Origin of the sequence: Microbacterium limosum (genome assembly GCF_036324365.1) — a bacterium.
Taxonomy (GTDB): Bacteria; Actinomycetota; Actinomycetes; order Actinomycetales; family Microbacteriaceae; genus Microbacterium; species Microbacterium limosum.
In genome coordinates, this window is record NZ_CP137080.1 from 2,491,116 (window position 1) to 2,511,997 (window position 20,882).

Below are 20,882 nucleotides of genomic sequence, written 5' to 3' on the forward strand. Positions count from 1 at the left end.
TGCTCGACCGGCCGGGCCGTCAACGGTCGCGTACCGCGAGGAATCGGATCGGCAGTTCGCGCAATTCCACGGGGCCGTGCGGGCCCTCACCGTCGAGCAGCAGGGAATCGCCGGGCTCCATTTCGTACTCGTAGCTACCATGCCCATAGACCATGCGCCCCTCGAGCATGTAGAGAAACTCGGTCCCCGGGTGCTGGAAGAGCGGAAAGACGTTCGAAGCGTCGGTGAGGGTCACGAGCGTGGGCTCGATCGCGTCCGGCAGGTCCTTCAAGACGCCGAGCATTCGATATTGATGGCCGTACTGCGTGCCGCTGCGCACGCTGACGCTGCCGGCACCGGCCTTCGTGAAGGATGCCTCCCGATCGCTGTCGGTGCCGCGGAAGAGGGCTGTCACCGGCACCGACAGCCCTTCTGCGAGGCGCTGGAGCGTCGTCAAAGAACACGAGGTCGTCGCCGACTCGATGCGAGAGATCATGCCCTTCGACAGCCCCGTGCGGGCCGCGAGGTCGGCCGCGGAGATGCCCAGTTCCGCGCGATAGTGGCGCACCTGTTGGGCGATGATCGGCTCGAGGATGCCGCCCTGCACGCTCGCGGGATCCGTCATCCGTCCATCATACGGAGGGGCCTGCGCCGGTGAGCGACGCGAGTACGTCCGCGAGTGCGCCGGCGCCTAGGGCGTGTCTGACAAAGGTTTGGGGGTTTGATTGAGACCCTGGGGACGTGTCTCGGTTCCAGATGTTTTCGGATGCTCAGTGGTCGTTGATCGAGGGGATGCTGCCGAGTCCGACGGGTCGGCCGGGTCGGAAGTTCGCAGACGCGAGAACGATGGTCGAGGCGATCATCTACCGGTATCGGTGCGGGATCGCGTGGCGGGATCTGCCGGAGGTGTTCGGGCCGTGGCAGACGGTGTGGACGTGGCATCATCGGTTGGCCTCGGATGGCACCTGGGATCGGGTGCTCGCGAAGGTCACCGCGGCAGCGGATGCGGCCGGCATGGTCGACTGGTCGCTGTCGGTGGACTCCACGATCGCCCGCGCCCACCAGCACGCCACGAACACCACCCGCCTCACAGGGGGCTGGATCGAATTACACGAATCCGGGGCTCGAGCCGCCTGATCACGGCATCGGCCGATCCCGCGGGGGCCTGTCGACGAAGATCCATCAGCTCGTCGACGGCAACGGCCTGCCGCTGGTGACCCTGATCACACCGGGTCAGGCGGGTGACTCGCCGATGTTCCTGCCGCTGATGGCGCAGTTGCGTGTGGGCCGCGACACGGGCAGGCCGCGGACCCGCCCGGACGCGGTGCGAGGCGACAAGGCGTACTCGTCCCGCGCGATCCGACATCATCTTCGATCACGCGGAATCAAGGCCGTGATCCCCGAGCCTGACGACCAGAAAGGCCATCGAAAGCGACGCGGTCCCCGCGGTGGCAGACCCGTGGGCCTGGACGCGGCCGACTACCGGAACCGCAACGTCATCGAGCGCCGCTACTGCCACATCAAGCAGTGGCGAGGCCTCGCGACTCGATATGACAAACACGCCGTGACCTACCGCGCCGCCGTCGTTCTCAACGCCGTCATCGCCTGGACCAAGGCTTTGTCAGACACGCCCTGATATGGGGGTGGGGTTTGTCAAGGGGCAGGGGTGAGCGGACGCCGTGCCCGTCGGCTTCGGCGTCCGCTCGTTCCGGTCGTGTCGGGTGGTGACGCGCGGGTCGTGTTCGACGCGTTGTCACTCTGATATGCGCGGGTTGGTTACCGCATGACGGCTTGTTCGGCGGGGCGTTCACGCGAGTCTAGAGATCGAGCGTGGCCAGCCTGGGCGGGTTGCTCATAGGGCGTGTCGCGAGTCGCCCGGACGCTGCCGTCACCACCGTCGAGGACCGGAAGCAGGGGGGGCGGGTCAGGTCATGACGGCCAGGGACCAGCACCAGCCGGCGAGCTCGCGAGCGATCGCGGCGTTGGCGACGACGCTGCGCTTCCGGCGCGCCTGGAACCCGGCCCAGCGCTCGTGGAGACGCTGGTTGCCGGCGTGGCCTCGCGCCCGGGCTGCGGCGCTGGCGCGGTCCCATCGGGCGCGCATGATCGGCGAGGTGGGCCGGTAGATCGGCCGGTGGTGCCAAGCCGCTTCGATCAGTAGCCGTCGGGCGTGGCCGTTGCCGGTCTTGGTGATCCCGCCCAGTGCGCGTGACGCCCCGGATGAGGACTCCGACGGGGTCAGGCCGACATAGGCGCCGATGCGGTGCCCGTCCAGCCGGGTCCAGTCGCCGATCTCGACCGCGAGCCCGAACCCGGTCAGCGTCGAGACTCCTCGCAGGCAGCAGAGCCGGTTCACGACGTCGGTGAACTCGCTGTCCGCGGCCATGCGGATGATCGCCGCGTCAAGACGGTCCCGCCGGTCGACGGCCTGGATCATCGCCTCGTAGGCGGCATCGAACGCGGCCTGCAGCCCGACCAGCTCGAACCGCTGCGATCGCAGCCAGGTGTCGTGCGCGACCGTCCATGCCTTCCCGCCCGCGTACTGGATGCCCTGCCGCAGCAACAGCTTGCTGACCCGGTGACGGGCGGACATCAGATCGCCGCGCGCATCCTCGCGGGCGCGCACCAGATCCCTGGCGGCCTCAGACTCGACGCTCGGGACGACCACCTCGACGATCTCCCCGAGCCGCAGCAGCCGGGCCAGATGCACCGCGTCACGCGCGTCCGTCTTCACCCTGTCACCAACCGGGCGCTGCAGCTTCGATGGCGCCGCGACCACGCATCGCACTCCGGAGGCCGTCAACGCGCGCGCCAGCCCGAATCCCGTCGGACCGGCCTCATACGTCGCTGCGACCGGGCCCGGCAGGCCCGTCACCCAGGCGACGATCTCCTCGGTGCTGGAGCCCATGCGCCGCTGCACGAGCTCCCCGGTTTGTTCGTCGATCGCGGCCGCGACCACGCTCCGCGCGTGCACATCCAGCCCGACACTCGTACGCTCAGATATCACTGGGGCCTCCCTCACGTATGTGGATAGGCGAAGCCGGGATACCGGCCCGCAACCCACGGTCTACGCGAGCGGAGGCCTCAGGCTCAACCACTCATAGCGTCTAGCTCGGCGTCGGCGTCCTCGACGAGCTCCTCGGGCGCGTGGGAGACGCCCGTCGGATTGCGGACGAAGAGCATGCCCGTGGGGATCGCACCGGCCATGACGCCGGCGTCGTGGCCGGCCCCGCTGCCGAGCTCCGGTGCGCCCGGCAGGGCGGCACGCAACTCCGCGCGCAGGCTGCGGTCGAAGTCGACGGTGGGGCTCAGCGACTCCTCACGTACGTCGGCCCGGCATCCCTCCTCCGCCGCGATCCGTTCGACCGAGTCGCGGATGCGGGTGACGAGCGCCGCCGTCACGGCATCTTCGGGATGACGCGCGTCCAGCCAGAAGGACACCCTCGACGCGATCACGTTCGTCCCGCCCGGCACCGGCTCGATCCGTCCGACCGTCGCGCGCGCGTCAGGCACGTCGCGCGCGACCTCCCGGATCGCCACGACCATGCGCGCTGCCGCGACCATCGGGTCACGGCGGTCGGCCATGAGGGTCGTGCCGGCATGGTTGCCCTGCCCGTCGACCGTGATGCGCCAGCGCCCATGCCCGAGTATCGAGGACCCGACCGCGATCGGGTGGCCCAGGTCGATGAGTCCGCGCCCCTGCTCGACGTGCAGCTCGACGAAGCACCCGATGCCGTCGAGCGACTCGCGATCCATGCCGACATGTCGGGGATCGAGACCGTCACGGATCAGCGCCTCCGCGAGCGTGGTGCCGTCCCGGTCTTTCAGCGCGAGCGCGCGTTCGGGTGCGACGGCTCCCGCCATCAGGCGCGAGCCGAGGCACGCGAGACCGAACCGGGACCCCTCCTCCTCGGGGAACACCGCCAGCGCCACCGGACGCGACGGTGTCACGCCGCGCTCCCGCAGCAGGTCGACAGCGGCGAGCGCGGATGCGACGCCCAGCGGTCCGTCGTAGCCGCCGCCACCGGGCACCGAGTCGAGGTGGCTGCCGGTGACGACAGCCGGACCAGCGCTGCCTCGGGGGCGCCACCACGCCCAGACGATGCCGTTGACGTCTCGATGCACCTCCAGCCCGCGGGCCTCGGCGTGGGCGCCGAACCACTCGCGCAGCTCCCTGTCCTCATGACCGTAACCGGGCCGCAAGTAGCCGCCGCGCGGATCCGCGCCGATGTGTGCGATCTCGGCGAGCATGCCCGCGACGCTCACGCGCGCACTCCCGCGGTCAGTGGGCGGAAGCGGTCCGGGACGTCGCCGTCACCTTCGACCAGGCGTGCAACGTACTCGCCCAGCAGGGGTGCGAACTTCGCGCCGTGGCCCGAACAGGGCGAGAGGATCGTGATCCCGTCGATGCGATCGATCACGAAGTCCTCGCCCGCGATGTTCGTGAACAGGCACGTGGTCTCGGCGTACGGCTCGGGGACGAGGCCCGGCAGGTTCTCCCGCACGTACGCGACGACCCGCTCCCTCCGGACGGGATCTATCGCACGGTTGTGCCACGCTGCTGAGCGGATCGTGTGTCCGCCGTTGTACTCCGCCACCTTCTGTCCTCGAAACTCCGCATCGCGGCCGCCCGGCAGTGCGTAGACCTGTATGGGTGCGGACTTGTGAATGATGGTCGGCCAGACATCTGCCGCGTCGCGGTACGGGAAGTGGAAGGCCTGCTCCTGCCGAACCTCGAGGGAGGGGAACGCGGCGAGGCGTTCCGTACCGATGCCCAGACCCCCCAGCAGGTCGGGCAGCCACCCGCCCGCCGCCACGACGACCTGCTCGGCTTCCACGACATCGCCCGTGCTCGAAACGGCCATGTACCCGGCTCCACGGGCGGAGACCGCCGCGACCGGCCACCCGGTGCGCACGGTCGCGCCTGCCGCCACGGCCAGGCGCAGCATCGTGTTCACCGCCCCCTCCGCATCGATGACGCCGGCCTCGTCGTGCCACAGCACGGCCCCGTCGAACGCGATACCGCCCCAGCGGTCGGTCGCCTCGGCCGCACTGAGCAACTCGTGCGCGACTCCCTGGTCGGCGAGAACGCGCGCGAGCCGCACCGGATCGCGCCTGTCGCCGTGATCCACCGCGCCGACGGCTGAGATCAGTGGCATTGCGCCTCCGCTCATGCCGGGGTGGGACGGCTTCAGCGTCTGCAAGTTCATGGCGGAACGCTTCGTCTGCGACGTCATCGTCGACAACGACGTCAACCTCGTGGCGCTGGCCGAGGCACGCGCCTACGGCGGCGCCCACCTCCCCCTGTTGATGATCAACATCAGCACGGGAGTCGGCGCCGGTTTCGTCAGCGAGAGCGGCCTGCTGCTGCATGGTGCGGCCGCTGACATCGGGCACATCCAGATGCGCGACATGAGCGACGTGCTCTGCAGCTGCGGGAACCGCGGGTGCCTCGAGGCGATCGCGTCAGTGGGCGCCATGGCAGGTCGCGTTTCGAAGGCGCTCGGCACTCCCGTCACGTCGAAGGACCTCATCAGCCGACTCGTGCTCGGAGACGCCACGACCGTCAGCGTCGTGCGGGAGACCGCCGCGACGCTCGGGCGCGCGATCGCCGACCTCGTGAACTTCTGCAATCCGGCCCGGATCGTGATCGGCGGAGATGTCACCGAGTGCACGGAAGACGTGCTCTCGCAGATCCGGAGCGTGGTCTACCAGCAGGCGCAACCGCTGGCGACCCGCAACCTCTCCGTCACGCACGGCTCACTCGGAAACGAGGCCGGTCTGATCGGTGGGATGGTCTCCGGCATCGAACAGGTGCTCTCGCCCCGCGGCATCCAGTACCTCACCCGTCCGGCCGACTCCACGATGCTTCCCCTCGGGCTGCAGATCGGAGCGTAGGGCGCACACGCGTCCGGTTCCCCCCGCCTGATCAGGCGCGCACCACGACGCCGGGAGTCGCGGCCCACACGACGACGCGATCGCCCACGCCCAGGTCGTGGAGACCCGTCCGGCGGATCGTGACCCGGCTGCCGGCCCGGTCCAGGCGCACCGCGATCACGGCGTGCGAGCCGAATCTGCTGATCCGTTCGATCGTGCCGACCGGGGTACGGCCGGGCATCGTCGTCATGCGCTCCGTCGGCTTGAGGGCGAGCTGCTCCGGGCGGTACAGCCCGAGCGAGCCCGACCCGGGCGCGGTACCCTGCGAACCCACGAGCGGACCCAGCACGGTCGCCAGCCCGCCGCTGCCGTCCCGGGTGGCCGGCAGCAGTACCGCGTCGCCGACGAAACCCGCCACCCACGCGTTCTCGGGCCTGGCGTAAAGCCGGTCGGGGCTGTCGAGCTGCTCCATCCTGCCGTCGCGCAGAACCCCGACCCGATCGCTCACGGACAGCGCCTCCTCCTGATCGTGGGTGATGAGCAGAGTGCTCACTCCCTGGGCGCGCAGCAGATCCACGACCTCGATCCGAAGACGCGCGCGCAGGCTCGCGTCGAGAGCGCTGAACGGCTCGTCGAGCAGCATGAGACGCGGCGCGGGTGCCAGCGCCCTCGCGAGCGCCACCCGCTGCTGCTGGCCACCGGAGAGCTCATGGGGGAACCTTCCCGCGAGCGGGGTCAGATCGGTCAGCTCCAGGAGCTGCCGAACGCGAGGGTGCCCGGCGGCACGATGGGCGGGCACGCCCCGCAGCCCGTACGCGATGTTGCCCGCGACCGACATCCGGGGGAACAGCGCCCCATCCTGCGGGACCAGGCCGACCCGCCGGCGTTCGGGCCTGACCGTCGTCACGTCGCGGCCGCCGAGGTGCACGGTTCCGCTACGGGCCGGATGCAGCCCGGCGATGGTCCGCAGCAGCGTGGATTTCCCGCTTCCCGAGGGACCGAGCACGGTTACGAGCTCGCCGTCCTCGATGCCCAGATCGATGTCTCGCAAGACCTCGACCCCGCCACCATAGTCCGCCGAGAGGGCAGCCACGCCGTGCGGCTGTGCGATCGGCCGACGCGTCATCGACGTGCTCCTTCGTACAGGGTCGCGGCCAGCATCATCGCCGGCACCAGGCCTACGAGCACCAGCAGCACCCCGATCGGGGCGGCCGCCCCGTAGGCGCCGATGCTGGTCTTGCTCCACAGCTCCGTCGCGAGCGTGTCGACTCCGATCGGTCGCAACATGAGCGTTGCCGGCAGCTCCTTCATGACCGCCGTCGCGACGAGCACCCATCCGGCGACGATGCCGGGCAGCGCGGTGCGCGCCGTGACCCGCCACCAGGTGAAGAACGGGCCGTGACCGAGAGTGCGGGATACCTCCTCCAGCCGAGGAGGCACCCTCGCGATCGCCGAGCGCAGTGCGCCGATCGCGAGCGAGAAGCACAGCACCACGTAGGCGGCGATCAGGGCCGCAGCGCTCTGATATGCCGCCGGGACGAGCGCCAACGACAGCGCCACGAGGGCCAGAGCCACCACGACACCGGGGATCGCGTGCGTCAGGTAGGACACCGACTCGGCGAGCGCGATGAGCCGCGACCGGTACCGTGCCGCGAGCACACCGATCGGCAGCGCGAGCACGACCGTGACGGTGCCGGCTACGGCACCGAGGAGCAGCGTCGTCACGGTCGCCGCGGCGAGATCCTCCATCGTGCTCCCGAACCGCTCGCTGCTGAGCCAGCGCACCGTCATGGCGATGAGCGGCGCGAGGACACCGAGTGCGGCGACGAGACCGAGCCCCGCGCCGCACGCGAGAGTGCTCAGTGTACCCAGGGGACGCGCCGTCTGCCCTCGCTGCACCGAACCGGGGTCCGCCCCTGCGCGATCGCCCCGCAGTCGCCGCTCGCCGAGCACCAGAACGAGCGCGAACGCGACCAGCGCAAGCGACGTGACGGCCGACGCCGATCTGTCGATGCCGCCGCTGAACAGCGCGTACACGCCCGTCGTCAGCGTCTCGTAGCGCAGGATGGCGGGCGAGCCGAAGTCCGAGATGGTGTACAGCGCGACCAGGAGCGTGCCGGTGACCGCCGCGGGAAGGATCTGCGGCAGCGTCACGGTGAAGAACGCGGACGATCGGCTGCGACCGAGGGTGCGCGCGACGTCGGCCAGACCGTGATCGGCAAGGGCGAGCGCGCCGATGGTGGGCACGGTGACGAGCGGTACCGTGGTCAGCACGGTGACGATCACGAGCGGCCCGAGGCCGTGCAACTGCGGGAGGGCCGAGGACCAGGCGAACGCGCCGACGAAGCTCGGCACCGCGAGCGGCAGGCAGGCCAGAACAGGCCAGAGCGGGCGGAACGGGAGCCTGACCCGGACAGTCGCCACGGCGATCGCGACGCCGAGGACGAGGCACGCGGCACTGACCAGCACCGCGAGTAGGAGCGTGTTGCCGAACAGCTCGAGAGTGCGCTGACGGAACAGGATCGCGGCGGCGTGACGACCACCCGAGCCGAGGGCCCGGACGATCAGCTGCGCGACGGGCGCGAGCATGATCACCGCGATCACGACCGCGAGCACGACCAAGAGGGCGGGGGGCCGCCGTGCGGCGCCCCCGCCCTCGGTCAGGCTCCGCGAGCGTGTCCCGTTCGCGGAGCCTGCGGGCGGTAGAAGCTCAGTCAGAGCAGGCCGACCTCGGTGATCATCGCCACGGTGTTCTGAAGCGAGGAGAGCTGCGACAGGTCGACATCCGGGGCACCCAGATCGGCGAGCGGCGGGACGCCCGCCGGACCCTCGAGGTCGCCGATCAGCGGGTACTCGTACGTCTCCTCGAGGAAGTAGGTCTGCCCCTCGTTCGAGACGAGGTACTCGACGAACTCGAGCGCCTCGGATGATCCCTCAGCCGGGGCGAGGATGCCCGCGCCGGTGACGTTCACGAGCGCGCCGATCGAGCCGGGGTCGCCGAACTTCAGCTGCGCACGCAGGGTGGCCGGGTCCTGCTCGGAGCGGGCCCAGTAGTAGTGGTTGATCAGGCCCACGTCGACGGCGCCGGCGTTGACGGCCTCGAGCAGCTCGCCGTTGCGGCCGAAGATCTGCGCCCCGTTGGCCTTCATCCCCTCGAGCCATTCCCGCGCGCGGTCCTCGCCCTCCTGCACGCGCATCGCGGTGATGAAGGATTGGAAGGACGCGTTCGCGGGCACGATGCCGACCTTGCCCTGCCAGGCCGGGTCGAGCAGCTGCCATACGTCGCCCGGGATCTGGTCGGCCGTGTACTTCTCGCTGTCGTAGGCGATGACACGGGCGCGACCGGTCAGACCGACCCAGGAGTCGTCGCGAGACGTGTACTTTGACGGCACCAGCGAGGTGATCTCGCTGGGCAGAGTGGTGAGCAGCCCCTCCGCGGCGACGGCGCCGAGTGCGCCCGAATCCTGCGACAGGAACACCTGGGCCGGCGTGGCCGAGCCCTCCTCGAGCAACTGGGCGGCGAGTTCGGTCGATCCGGCGTACCGGACCTCCACGTCGATCCCGCTCGCGTCCTCGAACTGCTCTATCAGCGGAGCGACGAGCTCTTCATCACGGCCCGAGTAGACCACCAGCGTACGGTCCTCGTCGGCGGCAACGGTCTCGGTCGCGGCGGGTTCGCTGCTCGCGGTGGAGCAGGCGGTCAGCAGCATGGCGGCGGCCACGGCCGACGCGAAGAATGCGGCCGTGCGTCCTGGAGCGGTCATTTGAAGTGATCCTTCGGTGCGTAGGGAGTGAACTGTGGGATCCCATGAATGAGGGTAGCCTTACCTCAAGGGAGCACTCCCCCCAAGATTGGGGGTGGGCCCCGTCGAGCCCCCATCCAGCCCCGAATGGAGCGTCCGTGATCAAAGTCCTGGTCGTCGATGATCATCGGGTGTTCACGGAATTGCTCTCGCTCGCGCTCGATGCGACCGCGGACATCGCGTGCGTCGCGACCGCGACGACGGCCGCCGAGGGCCTGGCGAAGCTCGCGGCGTACGAGATTGACGTCGTCGTGCTCGATGTGCGACTGCCGGACGGTGATGGACTCCAGCTGGTGCACTCATTGCTGGCTCTGCGGCCGAGCTGCCGAGTGGTGCTGTTGACCGCGCACCCTCGCGCCGATCACGCGGCGACTGCGCTCGCAGCGGGAGCGGTCGCGTTCCTGGCGAAGGACGAACGACTCGACGACCTGCTCGCCGCGGTCCGCTCGGCATCCACGACCCGTCCCGTGCTCTCGCGGACGCTGCCGGCATCGCCGCACGAGGTCGTCGATCTGACTCCGAGGGAATGGGATGTGCTGGGTGCACTCTCGCGCGGCCGCGCGGCGGCCGAGATCGCAGACGAGCTGGACCTGTCGCAGCACACCGTGAGGGACCACATCAAGGGGCTGCTGCGCAAACTCGGCGCGCGCTCGCAGCTGGAGGCGGTCGCGCGGGCGCGGGAGCTGGGCGCACTCGACTCGAGCCTCGGGTGAGCACGCACCGCGCGAAGGCGGACTCGAGGCACACGGCTGGATTCGACTCGCCTCGGCTCCTCCGCCGCGCCCTCCGCGTGCACCTCATCGCCACGTCTTCCGTCTTGCTCGCGGTGCTCGGTGCGATGCTCCTGACCGAGTGGCTGCTCACGACTCGCCAGGCCGACCGGATCGCCGCCGTCGTCACGACGAGGCTTGCCGAGTCCGTACTGCAGCCGCTCAGCGCGATGGACTTCGCCGACGAGGGTCTCGACACCGAGGCTCTCGACGCCGAGCTGCGCGGATTCTTCGCCAGCGGCACGATCGAGCGGATCAAGGTCTGGCGAGTCGAAGGGGACGAGGTCAGAGTGGTCTACTCGGACCTCGACGAGATCGTCGGCGAGGTGCGCCCGTTCTCGGCTGAGCTGGCGACCAGGCTGGACGCGGGAGAAACCGTTGTGCTCTCGGTGCCGGACGACGTCGAGCATCGTTTCGAGGCGGGACTGCCGGTCGAGCTGCGGGAGGCATTCATCGGTTTCACCGACGCCGCCGGGCGTGACATGCGGCTCGAGGTGTACGTCCCGGTCTATACCCGGCAGATGATCGCAGGAGCGCTCTCGCTGCAGGCGCCCGTCATCGCAGGCGGCCTGGTCGCCCTGCTCGTCGTGCTGCTGCCGCTGTCGATCCGGCTGGCGAGGCGGCTCGAACGGCTGGACGCCGAACACGAGCGGGTGCTCGCCTTCGGGCAGCGGGCGCGCGAGCAGGAGCGCGCCGAACTGGCTCGGCGGTTGCACGACGACGTCGTCCAGTCGCTGTCGGGTGCGCGACTCGCCGTCGGCTCGCTCGAGCGCACCGCAGGCACGCGCGAATCGGATGTGCTCGACCGGGTCGGCGATGTCCTCGCCGAGAGCATGGCGACCCTGCGCGGCATGCTCACCGAGTTCGTTCCCGGCGCTGTGACCGCGGCCTCACTCGACCACGACGTCGCCGAGCTCGCCGCTCGGGTAAGAGCGGGGAGGAATGGAGCGCCGCCGACGCTGCTCTACACGGGCCCCAGCGAGGAGGACCGAGCGGTGCTCGCCCGTCTCGACGACGATGCGGCAGCGGTGTTGTTCCACGCAGCGCAGGAGGGTCTGCGCAACGCGGTTGAGCACGCGGACGCCCTCGTGATCGCGCTGAGATTGACCGTCGGCCGGGAGGCGGATGGTGCGCGGACGGTGCGCATCACGGTCGAGGACGACGGCGCAGGCATCGACGAGGGCGCCGCGCGGCAGGCGCGGGTCCAGGGACACGTCGGGCTCGAGCTCGTCCGCCGCGCGGTCGAGGCGATCGACGGCGGCATGACGGTGCGCGCACGCCATCCCGAGCACACCGGCGGCCCCGGCACGGTGCTGACGTGCGTCGTCCGAGCGGAGATGGGCGCCAGCGGGCCCGAGATCCGTCCTACTCTCCGTCCCCTCCGTTCCCGTTCCCGCTCCCGCGGCGGAACGCCCGATAGACCGCATCTGCGACGACAAGGTCCTGCCACCCCTGCCCCACCGACTTGAACACCACCGGCCCTGCGCGCCGGGGCCGGTGACCCCTCGGGCCGTTCGCGCGGATCAGGTCGCCCAGGGGCACGAGTCGATCGGCGCGCAGCGCACCCGACGCGATCGCCAACACGACGTCGCCGGCCTCGCGCAGCGCCGTCGGGACGTCCTCGATCACCACCATCGCTCGACGCATCAGGACCGGATCGAGCTCCCTGCGTTCGGGATGGTGGGAGCCCACCGCCACGACCATCGCGTCATCCCGGACCATCGCGCCATCGAAGAGCGGACTTCCCGCGCTGGTCGCGGTGGCGATGATGTCGGCTCGGCTCACGTCACCGGCGACACCGACCGCCGCGGGGATGCCGTGCTCGCCGAGCCGCTCGACGAGGGCCGTCGCGCTCTCGGGTGAGCGCGAGACGATCCGGATGTCGTCGATCGTGCGAACGGCGCGCAACGCGTGCACGTGGCCCTCGGCCTGCGGTCCCGCGCCGAACACCACGAGGCGGTGAGCATCGGGCGCCGCGAGCTCGTCCACGGCGACCGCCGAGAGCGCCGGGGTGCGGAGCGTCGTCAACGCCGCACCATCCAGCACGGCACGGGGCGTGAGCGTCTCGGAGTCCATCAGGATGTAGGTCGCCTGGATCCGGGGATGACCGAGCGCGTCGTTTCCCGGCGCGACGGAGAGGACCTTGACGCCCGCCATCCCACCGTGCTCCCCCGGCATCAGGAGGAGCTCTCCGCGCGCCGTCGGAACGGCGGTGCGAGCCGGTTGTCCGGCCGGATCCAGACCGTCGCTCAGAGCCGACCGCAACTCCGTCACCGCGTCGCGCCAGGATACGAGCGAACACACGGTGGCCGCGTCTATCGTCAACACGCCGGGCACCGCCCACCGTTGTGGAGTCCATCGCGACCGCGGTCGTCGTGGACTGCACTCCTCGGCGCGCAGCGCATCGCCGTGCGGACCGTCATGACGACCGGACCATCTCTGCGATCAGTGCGACGCCGTAGCCCGTGCCGCCCGCAGCGCCCTCGGCGTCTGCCACGTGGCGGAAGGCCGGCCCCGCCATGTCGACGTGGGCCCAGGGAATCTGCGCGACGAATCGGCTGAGCAGCAGCGCAGCGGTGGAGACGCGCGCGCGAGGCACGCCCGGGAAGTTCTTGTAGTCCGCGATGTCGGATGCGATCTGCGCGTGGAGGCCCGTCTGCAGAGGCAGCCGCCACACGCGATCCCCCGTCCGCTCACCCGCGGCCGACAGCCGCGACGCCAGTGCGTCGTCGGTCGACACGAGCGCCGCGAAGTCATCCCCGAGAGCGTTGCGTGCGGCGTAGGTGAGGGTGGCGAAATCGACGATCGCCTGCGGGCGCATCTCCGCCGCTCGCGCGAGCGCATCGGCAAGGATGACCCGTCCCTCGAAGTCGGTGTCGAGGATCTCCAGCGTCGATCCGTCCCGAAGGCGCACGACATCGCCCGGCCGGACGGCGTGGGCGCCGGGCATGTTCTCGACGACGGGGATCACGGCCGAGAACGAACGGCCCGGCGCGATCGCCGGCAGCAGCGAGAACGCAGCGATGACGGCCGCCGCGCCGGCCATGTCCGACTTCATGTCCATGAGCGCATCCGCGGGCTTCAGGGAGAGCCCGCCCGAGTCGTACGTCACTCCCTTGGCCACGAAGACGCATTCGGGAGCCCCATCGCCGGTCGCGAGTTCGAGCAACAGGGGCGGATGGGCGGATCCCCTGCCGATCGCGACGATGCCGCCGTATCCGCCGTCGGCGAGCTCGGCCGCCTCCCGCACGATGACGCGCACGCCCAGCGGTTCCAGCAGGTCCCGCGCACGACGGGCGAGCTCAGCGGGCGTGAGTGCGGACGGCGGAAGGTTGACGAGGTCACGAGCGTGCCGCACGGCCTCTGCGGCCCGGGCACCGCGCTCCCACGCCTCGGCGAAGGACCCGCTCGCACCCGCGGGGAGGGAACGAGACACGAATGTCGTCTCGCCGGTCATCCGGAACCGGTACCCACCCCGCGCGATGCCCTCGGCGATGGCCGCGATCGCATCCTCGTCGCCGGATGGGGAGAACGAGTCGACGTCGACCTCGAGTGCCACCGGGTCGGTTGGCTCGGTCACCGCGCACGCCGTGGAGACACGGCGTGCGATGGCCGCCGCGGCGCGCGCGAGCCGCTCGGGGGACGACGCGGCGCGGGCGCCCGCGCCCGTGAGCCCGACGACGACGTCGCCGGACTGCTCGATCCGGGTCTGGCCGAGCTGACCGGTGAAGCCGTCCACGCGTCGCGCATCGAAGCTCTCGGCATCGACATCGTCGGCATAGATCGCCCGCACCACGACGGTACTCATCTCGAGGGCCCCGCACCGATCGGCACTCCGTCGAGCACGACGCGCGGCCTCCGGTCGCTCCAGAGCAACGAGGGGTCCTCGAGGGGATTGCCGTCGAAGATCAGCACGTCGCCGAACGCCCCGGGGCCGATCCTGCCGATGCGGTCGTTGCGCAGCAGCGCGGCGTTCACCGAGGTGACGCTTCGCAGCAGCTCGAGCACGCCCGCGACGTCGGCCTGCAGCCGCAGGCCATGCAGGTGCTCGGTCTCGAGCTCGCCCATCAGGTCCGACCCGAAGCCGACGGGAACACCCGCGCCGTATGCGCGTTCGATCGCGGTCATTCCGCGGTCGAGCACTTCGGCGTTCTTCGCAAGGCCGACGGCCGTCATTCCGAGTTCCCCACCACGGCGCGACATCGCGTCGTAGGTGACCAGGGTGGGCACGAGATAGGCGCCGGCGTCCGCCATGGCGCGCGCAGTGACCGCGTCCAGCAGGTTGCCGTGCTCGATCGAGCGCACCCCTCCTCGCAGGGCATGCTGGATGGCCTCCGATGAGTACGCGTGCGCGGCGACATAGCTTCCGCGCCTGGTCGCCTCTTCGGAGACGGTGCGGATCTCCTCCAGCGAGTACTGCGGGATCTTCAGGGGATCGGTGGGCGACGTGACGCCGCCCGAAGCCATGATCTTGATCGCGTGCGCTCCGCCGTGGAGGCGGCTGCGAACGGCGACGCGCAACGCGTCCGCCCCGTCGACGATCTCAAGGCCCGGGCCGCCATGGAAGCAGAGCGTGTCGTCCGGCGACGTCGGGTCGCCGTGTCCGCCGGTCTGGCTCAGCGCGGCACCGGTGTAGAAGTACCGCGGCGACGTGAACAGGCCTTCCTCGATCGCGGTGTGCAGCCCGGCGTCGCCGCCCGCGACATCCCGGACGGTCGTGAATCCGCGACGCAATGCAGCGCCCAGGCGCCTGCGTGCGAGGAGTGCGACATAGCTGAGATGACGAGTCTCGTTGTGCAGGAGATTGAGCGACACGGCATATGCGTGCAGGTGAGCATCGATGAAGCCGGGAGTCACGACCCCGCCGCGTGCGTCGATCTCGGGGATGTCGTCCGGCGCGGAGTCGTCGGGGTCCAGCATGACGCCCTCGCGGATGATCAGGTCCCGCGCGTCGAGCGATGCCGAGGATCCATCGAACAGGAGGCCGTTGCGAATGCGGAGGGAACCACCGCGTGTACGGAACTGCGTCATCGCGCGACCTCCGGGAAGGCCTCGGAACGCGCACGCGCGACGGCGTCGGTAGCCGCGGCGGTGATCTCCTGCGCGATGGCGACCGAGTCCTCGTCGAGGCTTCCGTCGGGGCCGAGGAAATTGATGGAGCCGATCGTCTCACCCGCGTGCACGACCGGCGTGTTGACGATCGCACCGCAGCCGAGCGACTCGATCGTCGCCCAGTCGAAGAAGAACTCTCGCACGGAGTCGCGATCGGCTCCGAGGAACGGACGCTGACCCGCGACGACCTGCTCGAGCCAGATCGGCGAAGTCTGCGTGGGATCCAGCCGCTTCCGGCCGCCCACCGCGTACACCTCGGGATGCGTCGTGTACACGCGGGAGACCTCGGTGCCGTCCGGCGTGAGCACCGTCACCGTGACGAGGATGCTGCCGAGTCGCCGGGTCGCGGACTCCGCTGCCTGGGGGAGGGACAGTGATGACATGTGTGAGGCTCCGTTCGTGGGGTGGTCAGCGGTCTCGTGAGAGGTCAGCGGTCGATGGGCGGGGACGGCGAGGTCGGTACGGATCCCGGATCGAGGGCCGCGAGCAGCAGGTGCGTGGACAACAACTCCCCGGGGTGGTCGAGGTGGACTCCGAGTGCTGCCGCGCGCCGCAAGCGCAGCTGGAGTGTGTTGCGGTGGACCCCGAGCCGCTCCGCTGCCGCCGTGGCAGAGCCGGCACAGTCCAGGTATGCGACGACCGTGGCGATGATGTCGGCGGCATGCGGGTCCCGCATCAGCAGGGGATAGGCGGTCTGTGCAAGATCCATCGCATCCTGCGCGGGAAGGAGTCGCCGCACGAGCGGAAGGCCGAAGCGACGGAAGTCGATGACCGGCCCGCCGGCCTCGGCGAGACGCGCGGCCAGTCCCGCCCGGCGCAGCAGGTTCGACACCTGCTCCGTCCCCTCCGGGTCTTGCGCCACGCCGAGTGCCGTTCCGAGGGGACCGAGGCCCGCGTCCGCGAGCTGCTGCAGCGCACCGTCCACCTCGGCGGAGGGATGCGCGAGCGGCACGATGGCGAACCATCCTGCGCTCATCCGCGCGAGCGGCACGCGGGGAAACGCTTCGCGCCAGCGACTGGTGACGACGGGTGCGATGCGGTCGGCTCGATGATCGACGTCGTCGACGACCCGCAGCACGACGGCCGCCACCGGTGTACCCGGAGGCCACCGCTGGAGCGCGGCCTGATCCGGATGACCATCGTCGACCGCGCTGTCCTCGCGCACGCCGGCGAGGGCGGCGAAGGAGAGGAGCGGTGCCGCGTCGACGAGGTCGGTCAGCTCGTGAGCGAGGAGAAGCGCCCGCACGGTCATGCCGGCGCGGGCGAGCGCCTGCTCCGCGAACGCCTGCTGCGACGGCGAGACCGTGGCGACCAGTTCCGGACCGCGTCTGCCGTCGGCGAGCACCGACCTCACCGTGACCGCGTCATTCGGGCGCTCGCCGCGCGACACGAGCTCGATCCCCTCCACCAGCACCTGCACGTGCGCGTCGTTCAGCTCCTGCGAGATCTCACTCAACACCTCGGCGATGGTGGTGGCGCGGACGACCCGGTTGTGGAGCGCATCGAGGCGGAACAGGATCCCCGCCTCGAGAGCCCCGAGCTGCCGCGCCAGGGCGAGGGCCGTGCGGTCGATGCCGACGGCCGCCGTGAACAGCGCGACGCCGAATCTTCGTGCGAGCTCGATGACCGATTCCGAGAATGACTGCTCAGACACCACGAGCGCGGCGGCACGTCGCTCCCACGCGTATCGCAGCGCGACGGATACGACCCATCCGCCCAGGGCCAGCTCTTCACCGAGCAGCACGATGCTGTCCGGACCGACCTCGAGGATCTGGTCCACGTGGGTGATGAGCACGATCTCCCGCACCGACTGCGCAGAGGAGGGGACGTGATGAGCGGTGAGCCCCGCGCTGTCGTGGGCCAGCAGGAGATCGCGAAGGATCACACCGCGTCGCGTGGAGCTCATCGGGCCCGACCGCCTCTCACGTGCCCGACGACATGCATCGCCATGGGCTCGACGAGCGCCCGGCCCTCCGGCGAATACCACTGCGGGGCCGCCGGAAAGCTGATGAGATCGAGCTTGTTCCCCACCCACAGGTCGTCGAGGCTCGCAACGCTGGCGTCCTCGGGGCGCACCATCGTGATGACGTCGGGGACGACGGCTTGGATCGCGCCGTCGACGAGCATCATGAGGATCTCGTTCTGGATCTCCAGCCGCACGATGCGTCCTTGCGCCTCGTCGACCAGGGTCGCGCTGGAGGGTCGATCCGGCAGGCCCGGGACGGATGGCCGCGAAAGCCCTTCCACGTCGGTGACTCGTGCCCGGATGACCTTACGCATCCCGAGCAGCGTGGTCAGCTGGGCGTACTTGGCCTGCGTGTGCTGCGCGGAATCGAGGATCTGGCCGATTTCGATGAGGCGACTGATGCTGCCGATCACTCCATGCTCCTGGAGCACGGCCGCCGTCACGGGATACGAGGCTGTCGCCGCCCACCCGCCGAGCTCCGACGCGAGCGCGCGTACGATCCGTTCCGCCCGCGCGGGCGCGACGACGTCGACGACCGCGGTCTCTCCCGTCGGCCCCGTCAGCGCGATCGGCCCGGCGCTCATGCCCGCCAACGCGAGGGTGGTCTGGCTGACGAGCGGGAAGACGCGCCCCATCGGGTCGGCGTCGACCAGAGGGAGTCCGGTCTGCAACGCCACGCTGACCGGAACCATCGCGTTCACACTGGCCGCCGCGAGCGGGAATATCCCCTGCAGAGGCACGCCAAGCCTCCCCTGCAGCAGGTTCAACGCCGTCTCGAACTCATCGCCGATCGGGATCATCTCCGAGAACATGAGTCCACGGTTCACGAATCCTGTGGACGTCGTCATCGCCGCCGGATCGAGGTCGTCCGCCGAGACCAGGAGGGGGCCCTCCCCGTTGAGCTCGATGAGCCCGAGCGTCATGTCGCGGTACTGCAGCGCGCTCTCGTGATCGATCGTGCACGCCACGAACATCGCGCCGGTGCAGAGGTGGCCCATATCGGCGGCGGTGAGGCGACGGCGGGTCATGCGCGGCTCTCCTCCAGCGCACGCGCGGCCGGAAGGCTCGCGACCTGCGTTTCCGCGACCCCGCGCACGCGGGCCCGGATCATCTGGGCCTCGCCGTACGTCGTCGCGAGCACACGAGCCTCCGTTATCCGAACGCCCGAGGGGTGCGCACCCCATGCGACGAGGTTCGCCCGGGCGATCGCCTCTCCATCGGCGAGCGCCCGGTCGATGTCCTCCGCGCTGACCACTCGGGCGACCCGATTGTGCCAATAGGATGCCGGCGCCACCGCAGCCCCCACCGCGACGAGATCTTCGTCGGTGCCGATCGCGGGAGCGAGCCCGAACTCGGCCAGTTCCCGTTCCGCCCCCTCCACGAGAACGGTCACGGGCGGCTCCGCCGAGCCGGAGAGAAGCAGGTCGGTGAGCGGCACGACCCGGGCGAAGCTCGATGCGAGCGAGATGCCGCCCGGGAGCGATGTCCGGCTGACGACCGACGGCAGACCGTCCACGAACTCGCCGATCCGCACGGCGCCCCGGCGTGCCACGATGATCCGACCGCTCGTTCGACCCGCAACGGCGGCACCGCCGAGCATCTCGCCCGCGACATCGGCGCGCATCGAATGCACGGGCGTGATCGGCAGCCTCGACAGCGGTGTGCATCCACCCTCGTTCGTGGCCACGAAAGCGCGGACCTCTTCTCCGGCACCCTGCGCGACCGCATCCTCGAGAGAGGCCGCGAGTTGTTCCGCGCGTGCGAGCATCACCGCGTTGAGAATCGCGGTGAACTCCCGGACCAGGAGCGAGTCGCTGTAGAAGGCGCTCGATTCCGTGATGCTGCCGACCGCTGCGGCGGACCGGAGCACTTCGGCCGCCCGTCGCTCGTGCTCGGCGTTGACCGGAGAGCCCGCGGCCGAGACGACGAGGTGCGCCCCCGGTGCGATGTGCTCCGCGAGACGGCGCAGGGCCTGCTCGTCAAGCGGCACGAGCTCATGACCGAGCGCGTTGTGTCCTCCGCCGACGTGGGCGACGTCGACCGGGATATGCTCCGACGACCACAGGTGACGACGCGGTTCGCGCGGTGCGCGGGGCTCGATGAGCACCGAGACGACCCCGGCATCCGCGTCTCTGACGAGCGCCCGACTCACATCGAAGACGACGGAGGAGACGGGTTCGTCTTGGTCGCTCCGCAGACTTCTGAGGGCATCCGCGACAGCGCTGGTCAGATCGCCGTGAGGCGATCGCCGCGCACGAGCGAAGTGCCCGTCCTCATGGACGCCGACGGCCGAGATCTCGTCGGGGGTGACGCGCACACCGATTCGCATGGGATCCTTCCGCGGCTCTGCGAGCCGTTGAGGTTTGTGCCTCTATCCTGGCGCGCGCACCGTCACGAACGTCTGGATCTGCGTGAGAGCCAGGCATCCGCGGCAACCGCCACGAGGATCAGGACACCGGTCACGACCTGCTGGTAGGTCGTGTCCCAACGCAACAGGTTGAAGCCGTTGCCGATGACGGTCAGGATGATGACTCCTACGACGGTGCGCCAGACCGCTCCGGCACCGCCGAGGATGCTGGTGCCGCCGATCACGACGGCGGCGATGGCGGTGAGCTCCATGCCGGAGCCCATCGAAGGCTGGGCCGACCCTGCCCGCGACGCCAGCACCATTCCCGCGGCCGCCGCGCAGACGCCGTTGATCGCGAACACCGAGATGTGGATGAGGGGCGTGCGGACGCCGCTCAGCCGTGCGGCCTCTTCGTTCCCGCCGACCGCATAGATGCGCCGCCCGAACGTCGTCCCCCAGAGGACGAAGCCCAGAACCACGGCCGCGACGGCGAACAGGATCGTGCCGCCGGACAGCCCGCCCACCGCGGGCAGCGCCCAGAAGCGGAACGCCTCGAGCTGATCGCTGGGGACGGACAGGATCATCCCGCCGGTCAGCACGATGGCGAGCCCGCGGTAGATGATGCTGATGGCGAGCGACCCGATGAAGGAGTTGACGCGCGTCAGAACGATGAGCGTCCCCGTGATCGTGCCGAGGACCGCGCCGACACCTAGGGCCAGGACGAACCCCAGGGGGACGCCGAGATGCGTCGTGAGGAAGACCCCGGCGATGGCCGACACGGCGAGGGTCGCCGACGAGGACAGGTCGAACACGCCGGAGACGATGCAGAGCGTCGCGCCGACGGCCAGCAGACCGATGACGACGGCCTGGTCGAGGAGGTTGACGATGTTCTGGCCCGTGAGGAATGTCGTGGTCGACAGGCTCAGGTAGACGATGATCGCCAGCAGTCCCCCGAGGATGCCGAAGTCCTTCAGGTCGATCCCTCGGCGGCGCGGGCGTAGTGCGATGTCGGATGTCACGGTGGTCAT

General features: G+C 70.1%; 19 protein-coding genes. 4 read left to right on the forward strand and 15 right to left on the reverse strand.

The window, feature by feature from the left end; all coding sequences use genetic code 11:
• Window positions 1-19: 19 nt before the first annotated feature.
• Complete coding sequence (locus RYJ27_RS12015; protein ID WP_330170534.1) at window positions 20-604, reverse strand: helix-turn-helix domain-containing protein; 585 nt, start codon at window positions 602-604, stop codon at window positions 20-22.
• A 116-nt stretch (window positions 605-720) separates the two neighbouring features.
• Between RYJ27_RS12015 and RYJ27_RS12020 the strand changes: the two genes are divergently transcribed.
• Window positions 721-1,615 (forward strand): IS5 family transposase gene (locus tag RYJ27_RS12020; RefSeq protein ID WP_330170535.1). Its coding sequence is split into 2 segments (ribosomal slippage): window positions 721-1,071 and window positions 1,073-1,615, totalling 894 coding nucleotides; the frame shifts between segments, so codons are not numbered across the junction.
• A 288-nt stretch (window positions 1,616-1,903) separates the two neighbouring features.
• Here the strand turns inward: RYJ27_RS12020 and RYJ27_RS12025 are convergent.
• From RYJ27_RS12025 to RYJ27_RS12035, 3 genes are all read right to left on the reverse strand, one after another.
• The gene (locus RYJ27_RS12025) at window positions 1,904-2,986 is read right to left on the reverse strand and encodes an IS110 family RNA-guided transposase (protein WP_330170536.1); all 1,083 of its coding nucleotides are present in this window, start codon (window positions 2,984-2,986) and stop codon (window positions 1,904-1,906) included.
• 83 nt (window positions 2,987-3,069) lie between these two features.
• Window positions 3,070-4,230 carry an allantoate amidohydrolase gene (locus RYJ27_RS12030; RefSeq protein WP_330172056.1) on the reverse strand — a complete coding sequence of 387 codons (1,161 nt, stop codon included), beginning with the start codon at window positions 4,228-4,230 and terminating at the stop codon, window positions 3,070-3,072.
• 11 nt (window positions 4,231-4,241) lie between these two features.
• Entirely contained in the window at window positions 4,242-5,138 is an 897-nt protein-coding gene (locus tag RYJ27_RS12035) for an FAD-dependent oxidoreductase (RefSeq protein ID WP_330170537.1), read from the reverse strand.
• A 13-nt stretch (window positions 5,139-5,151) separates the two neighbouring features.
• Between RYJ27_RS12035 and RYJ27_RS12040 the strand changes: the two genes are divergently transcribed.
• Window positions 5,152-5,877: an ROK family protein gene (locus tag RYJ27_RS12040; protein ID WP_330170538.1), complete on the forward strand. Its 726-nt coding sequence runs from the start codon at window positions 5,152-5,154 to the stop codon at window positions 5,875-5,877.
• 31 nt (window positions 5,878-5,908) lie between these two features.
• Here the strand turns inward: RYJ27_RS12040 and RYJ27_RS12045 are convergent, their stop codons facing one another.
• The 3 genes from RYJ27_RS12045 to RYJ27_RS12055 form a co-directional block, all read right to left on the reverse strand.
• Window positions 5,909-6,982 carry an ABC transporter ATP-binding protein gene (locus RYJ27_RS12045; protein WP_330170539.1) on the reverse strand — a complete coding sequence of 358 codons (1,074 nt, stop codon included), beginning with the start codon at window positions 6,980-6,982 and terminating at the stop codon, window positions 5,909-5,911.
• Window positions 6,979-8,472 carry an ABC transporter permease gene (locus tag RYJ27_RS12050; protein WP_330170540.1) on the reverse strand — a complete coding sequence of 498 codons (1,494 nt, stop codon included), beginning with the start codon at window positions 8,470-8,472 and terminating at the stop codon, window positions 6,979-6,981. Before RYJ27_RS12050 ends, RYJ27_RS12045 begins: the two co-directional genes overlap by 4 nt.
• 98 nt (window positions 8,473-8,570) lie before the next feature.
• Window positions 8,571-9,620, reverse strand: a complete 1,050-nt coding sequence (locus RYJ27_RS12055; RefSeq protein WP_330170541.1) for an iron ABC transporter substrate-binding protein — start codon at window positions 9,618-9,620, stop codon at window positions 8,571-8,573.
• Between the two features lie 137 nt (window positions 9,621-9,757).
• Between RYJ27_RS12055 and RYJ27_RS12060 the strand changes: the two genes are divergently transcribed.
• Together RYJ27_RS12060 and RYJ27_RS12065 are read left to right on the forward strand one after the other, a co-directional pair.
• Window positions 9,758-10,372 (forward strand): response regulator transcription factor, encoded by a 615-nt coding sequence (locus RYJ27_RS12060; RefSeq protein ID WP_330170542.1) that lies wholly within the window; start codon window positions 9,758-9,760, stop codon window positions 10,370-10,372.
• Window positions 10,369-11,898, forward strand: coding sequence for a sensor histidine kinase (locus RYJ27_RS12065; protein WP_330170543.1), 1,530 nt, complete (start codon window positions 10,369-10,371; stop codon window positions 11,896-11,898). The genes RYJ27_RS12060 and RYJ27_RS12065 overlap by 4 nt, the downstream gene beginning before the upstream one ends.
• Here the strand turns inward: RYJ27_RS12065 and RYJ27_RS12070 are convergent.
• From RYJ27_RS12070 to RYJ27_RS12105, 8 genes are all read right to left on the reverse strand, one after another.
• Window positions 11,795-12,766, reverse strand: a complete 972-nt coding sequence (locus RYJ27_RS12070) for an ornithine cyclodeaminase family protein (RefSeq protein ID WP_330170544.1) — start codon at window positions 12,764-12,766, stop codon at window positions 11,795-11,797. The two genes, RYJ27_RS12065 and RYJ27_RS12070, sit on opposite strands and share 104 nt — an antisense overlap.
• Window positions 12,767-12,848: 82 nt before the next feature.
• The gene (locus RYJ27_RS12075) at window positions 12,849-14,237 is read right to left on the reverse strand and encodes a M17 family metallopeptidase (RefSeq protein WP_330170545.1); all 1,389 of its coding nucleotides are present in this window, start codon (window positions 14,235-14,237) and stop codon (window positions 12,849-12,851) included.
• The gene (locus tag RYJ27_RS12080) at window positions 14,234-15,460 is read right to left on the reverse strand and encodes a metal-dependent hydrolase family protein (RefSeq protein WP_330170546.1); all 1,227 of its coding nucleotides are present in this window, start codon (window positions 15,458-15,460) and stop codon (window positions 14,234-14,236) included. Before RYJ27_RS12080 ends, RYJ27_RS12075 begins: the two co-directional genes overlap by 4 nt.
• On the reverse strand, window positions 15,457-15,924 hold the full coding sequence (locus tag RYJ27_RS12085; RefSeq protein WP_330170547.1) for a GAF domain-containing protein: 468 nt from the start codon (window positions 15,922-15,924) through the stop codon (window positions 15,457-15,459). Before RYJ27_RS12085 ends, RYJ27_RS12080 begins: the two co-directional genes overlap by 4 nt.
• Before the next feature lie 44 nt (window positions 15,925-15,968).
• Window positions 15,969-17,447, reverse strand: a complete 1,479-nt coding sequence (locus tag RYJ27_RS12090) for a helix-turn-helix domain-containing protein (protein ID WP_330170548.1) — start codon at window positions 17,445-17,447, stop codon at window positions 15,969-15,971.
• Complete coding sequence (locus RYJ27_RS12095) at window positions 17,444-18,535, reverse strand: DUF917 domain-containing protein (RefSeq protein ID WP_330170549.1); 1,092 nt, start codon at window positions 18,533-18,535, stop codon at window positions 17,444-17,446. Before RYJ27_RS12095 ends, RYJ27_RS12090 begins: the two co-directional genes overlap by 4 nt.
• Window positions 18,532-19,836, reverse strand: a complete 1,305-nt coding sequence (locus tag RYJ27_RS12100) for a hydantoinase/oxoprolinase N-terminal domain-containing protein (RefSeq protein ID WP_330170550.1) — start codon at window positions 19,834-19,836, stop codon at window positions 18,532-18,534. The genes RYJ27_RS12095 and RYJ27_RS12100 overlap by 4 nt, the downstream gene beginning before the upstream one ends.
• A gap of 62 nt (window positions 19,837-19,898) precedes the next feature.
• A complete protein-coding gene (locus RYJ27_RS12105) occupies window positions 19,899-20,882 on the reverse strand; it encodes an ABC transporter permease (RefSeq protein ID WP_330170551.1) in 984 nt (327 codons plus the stop codon).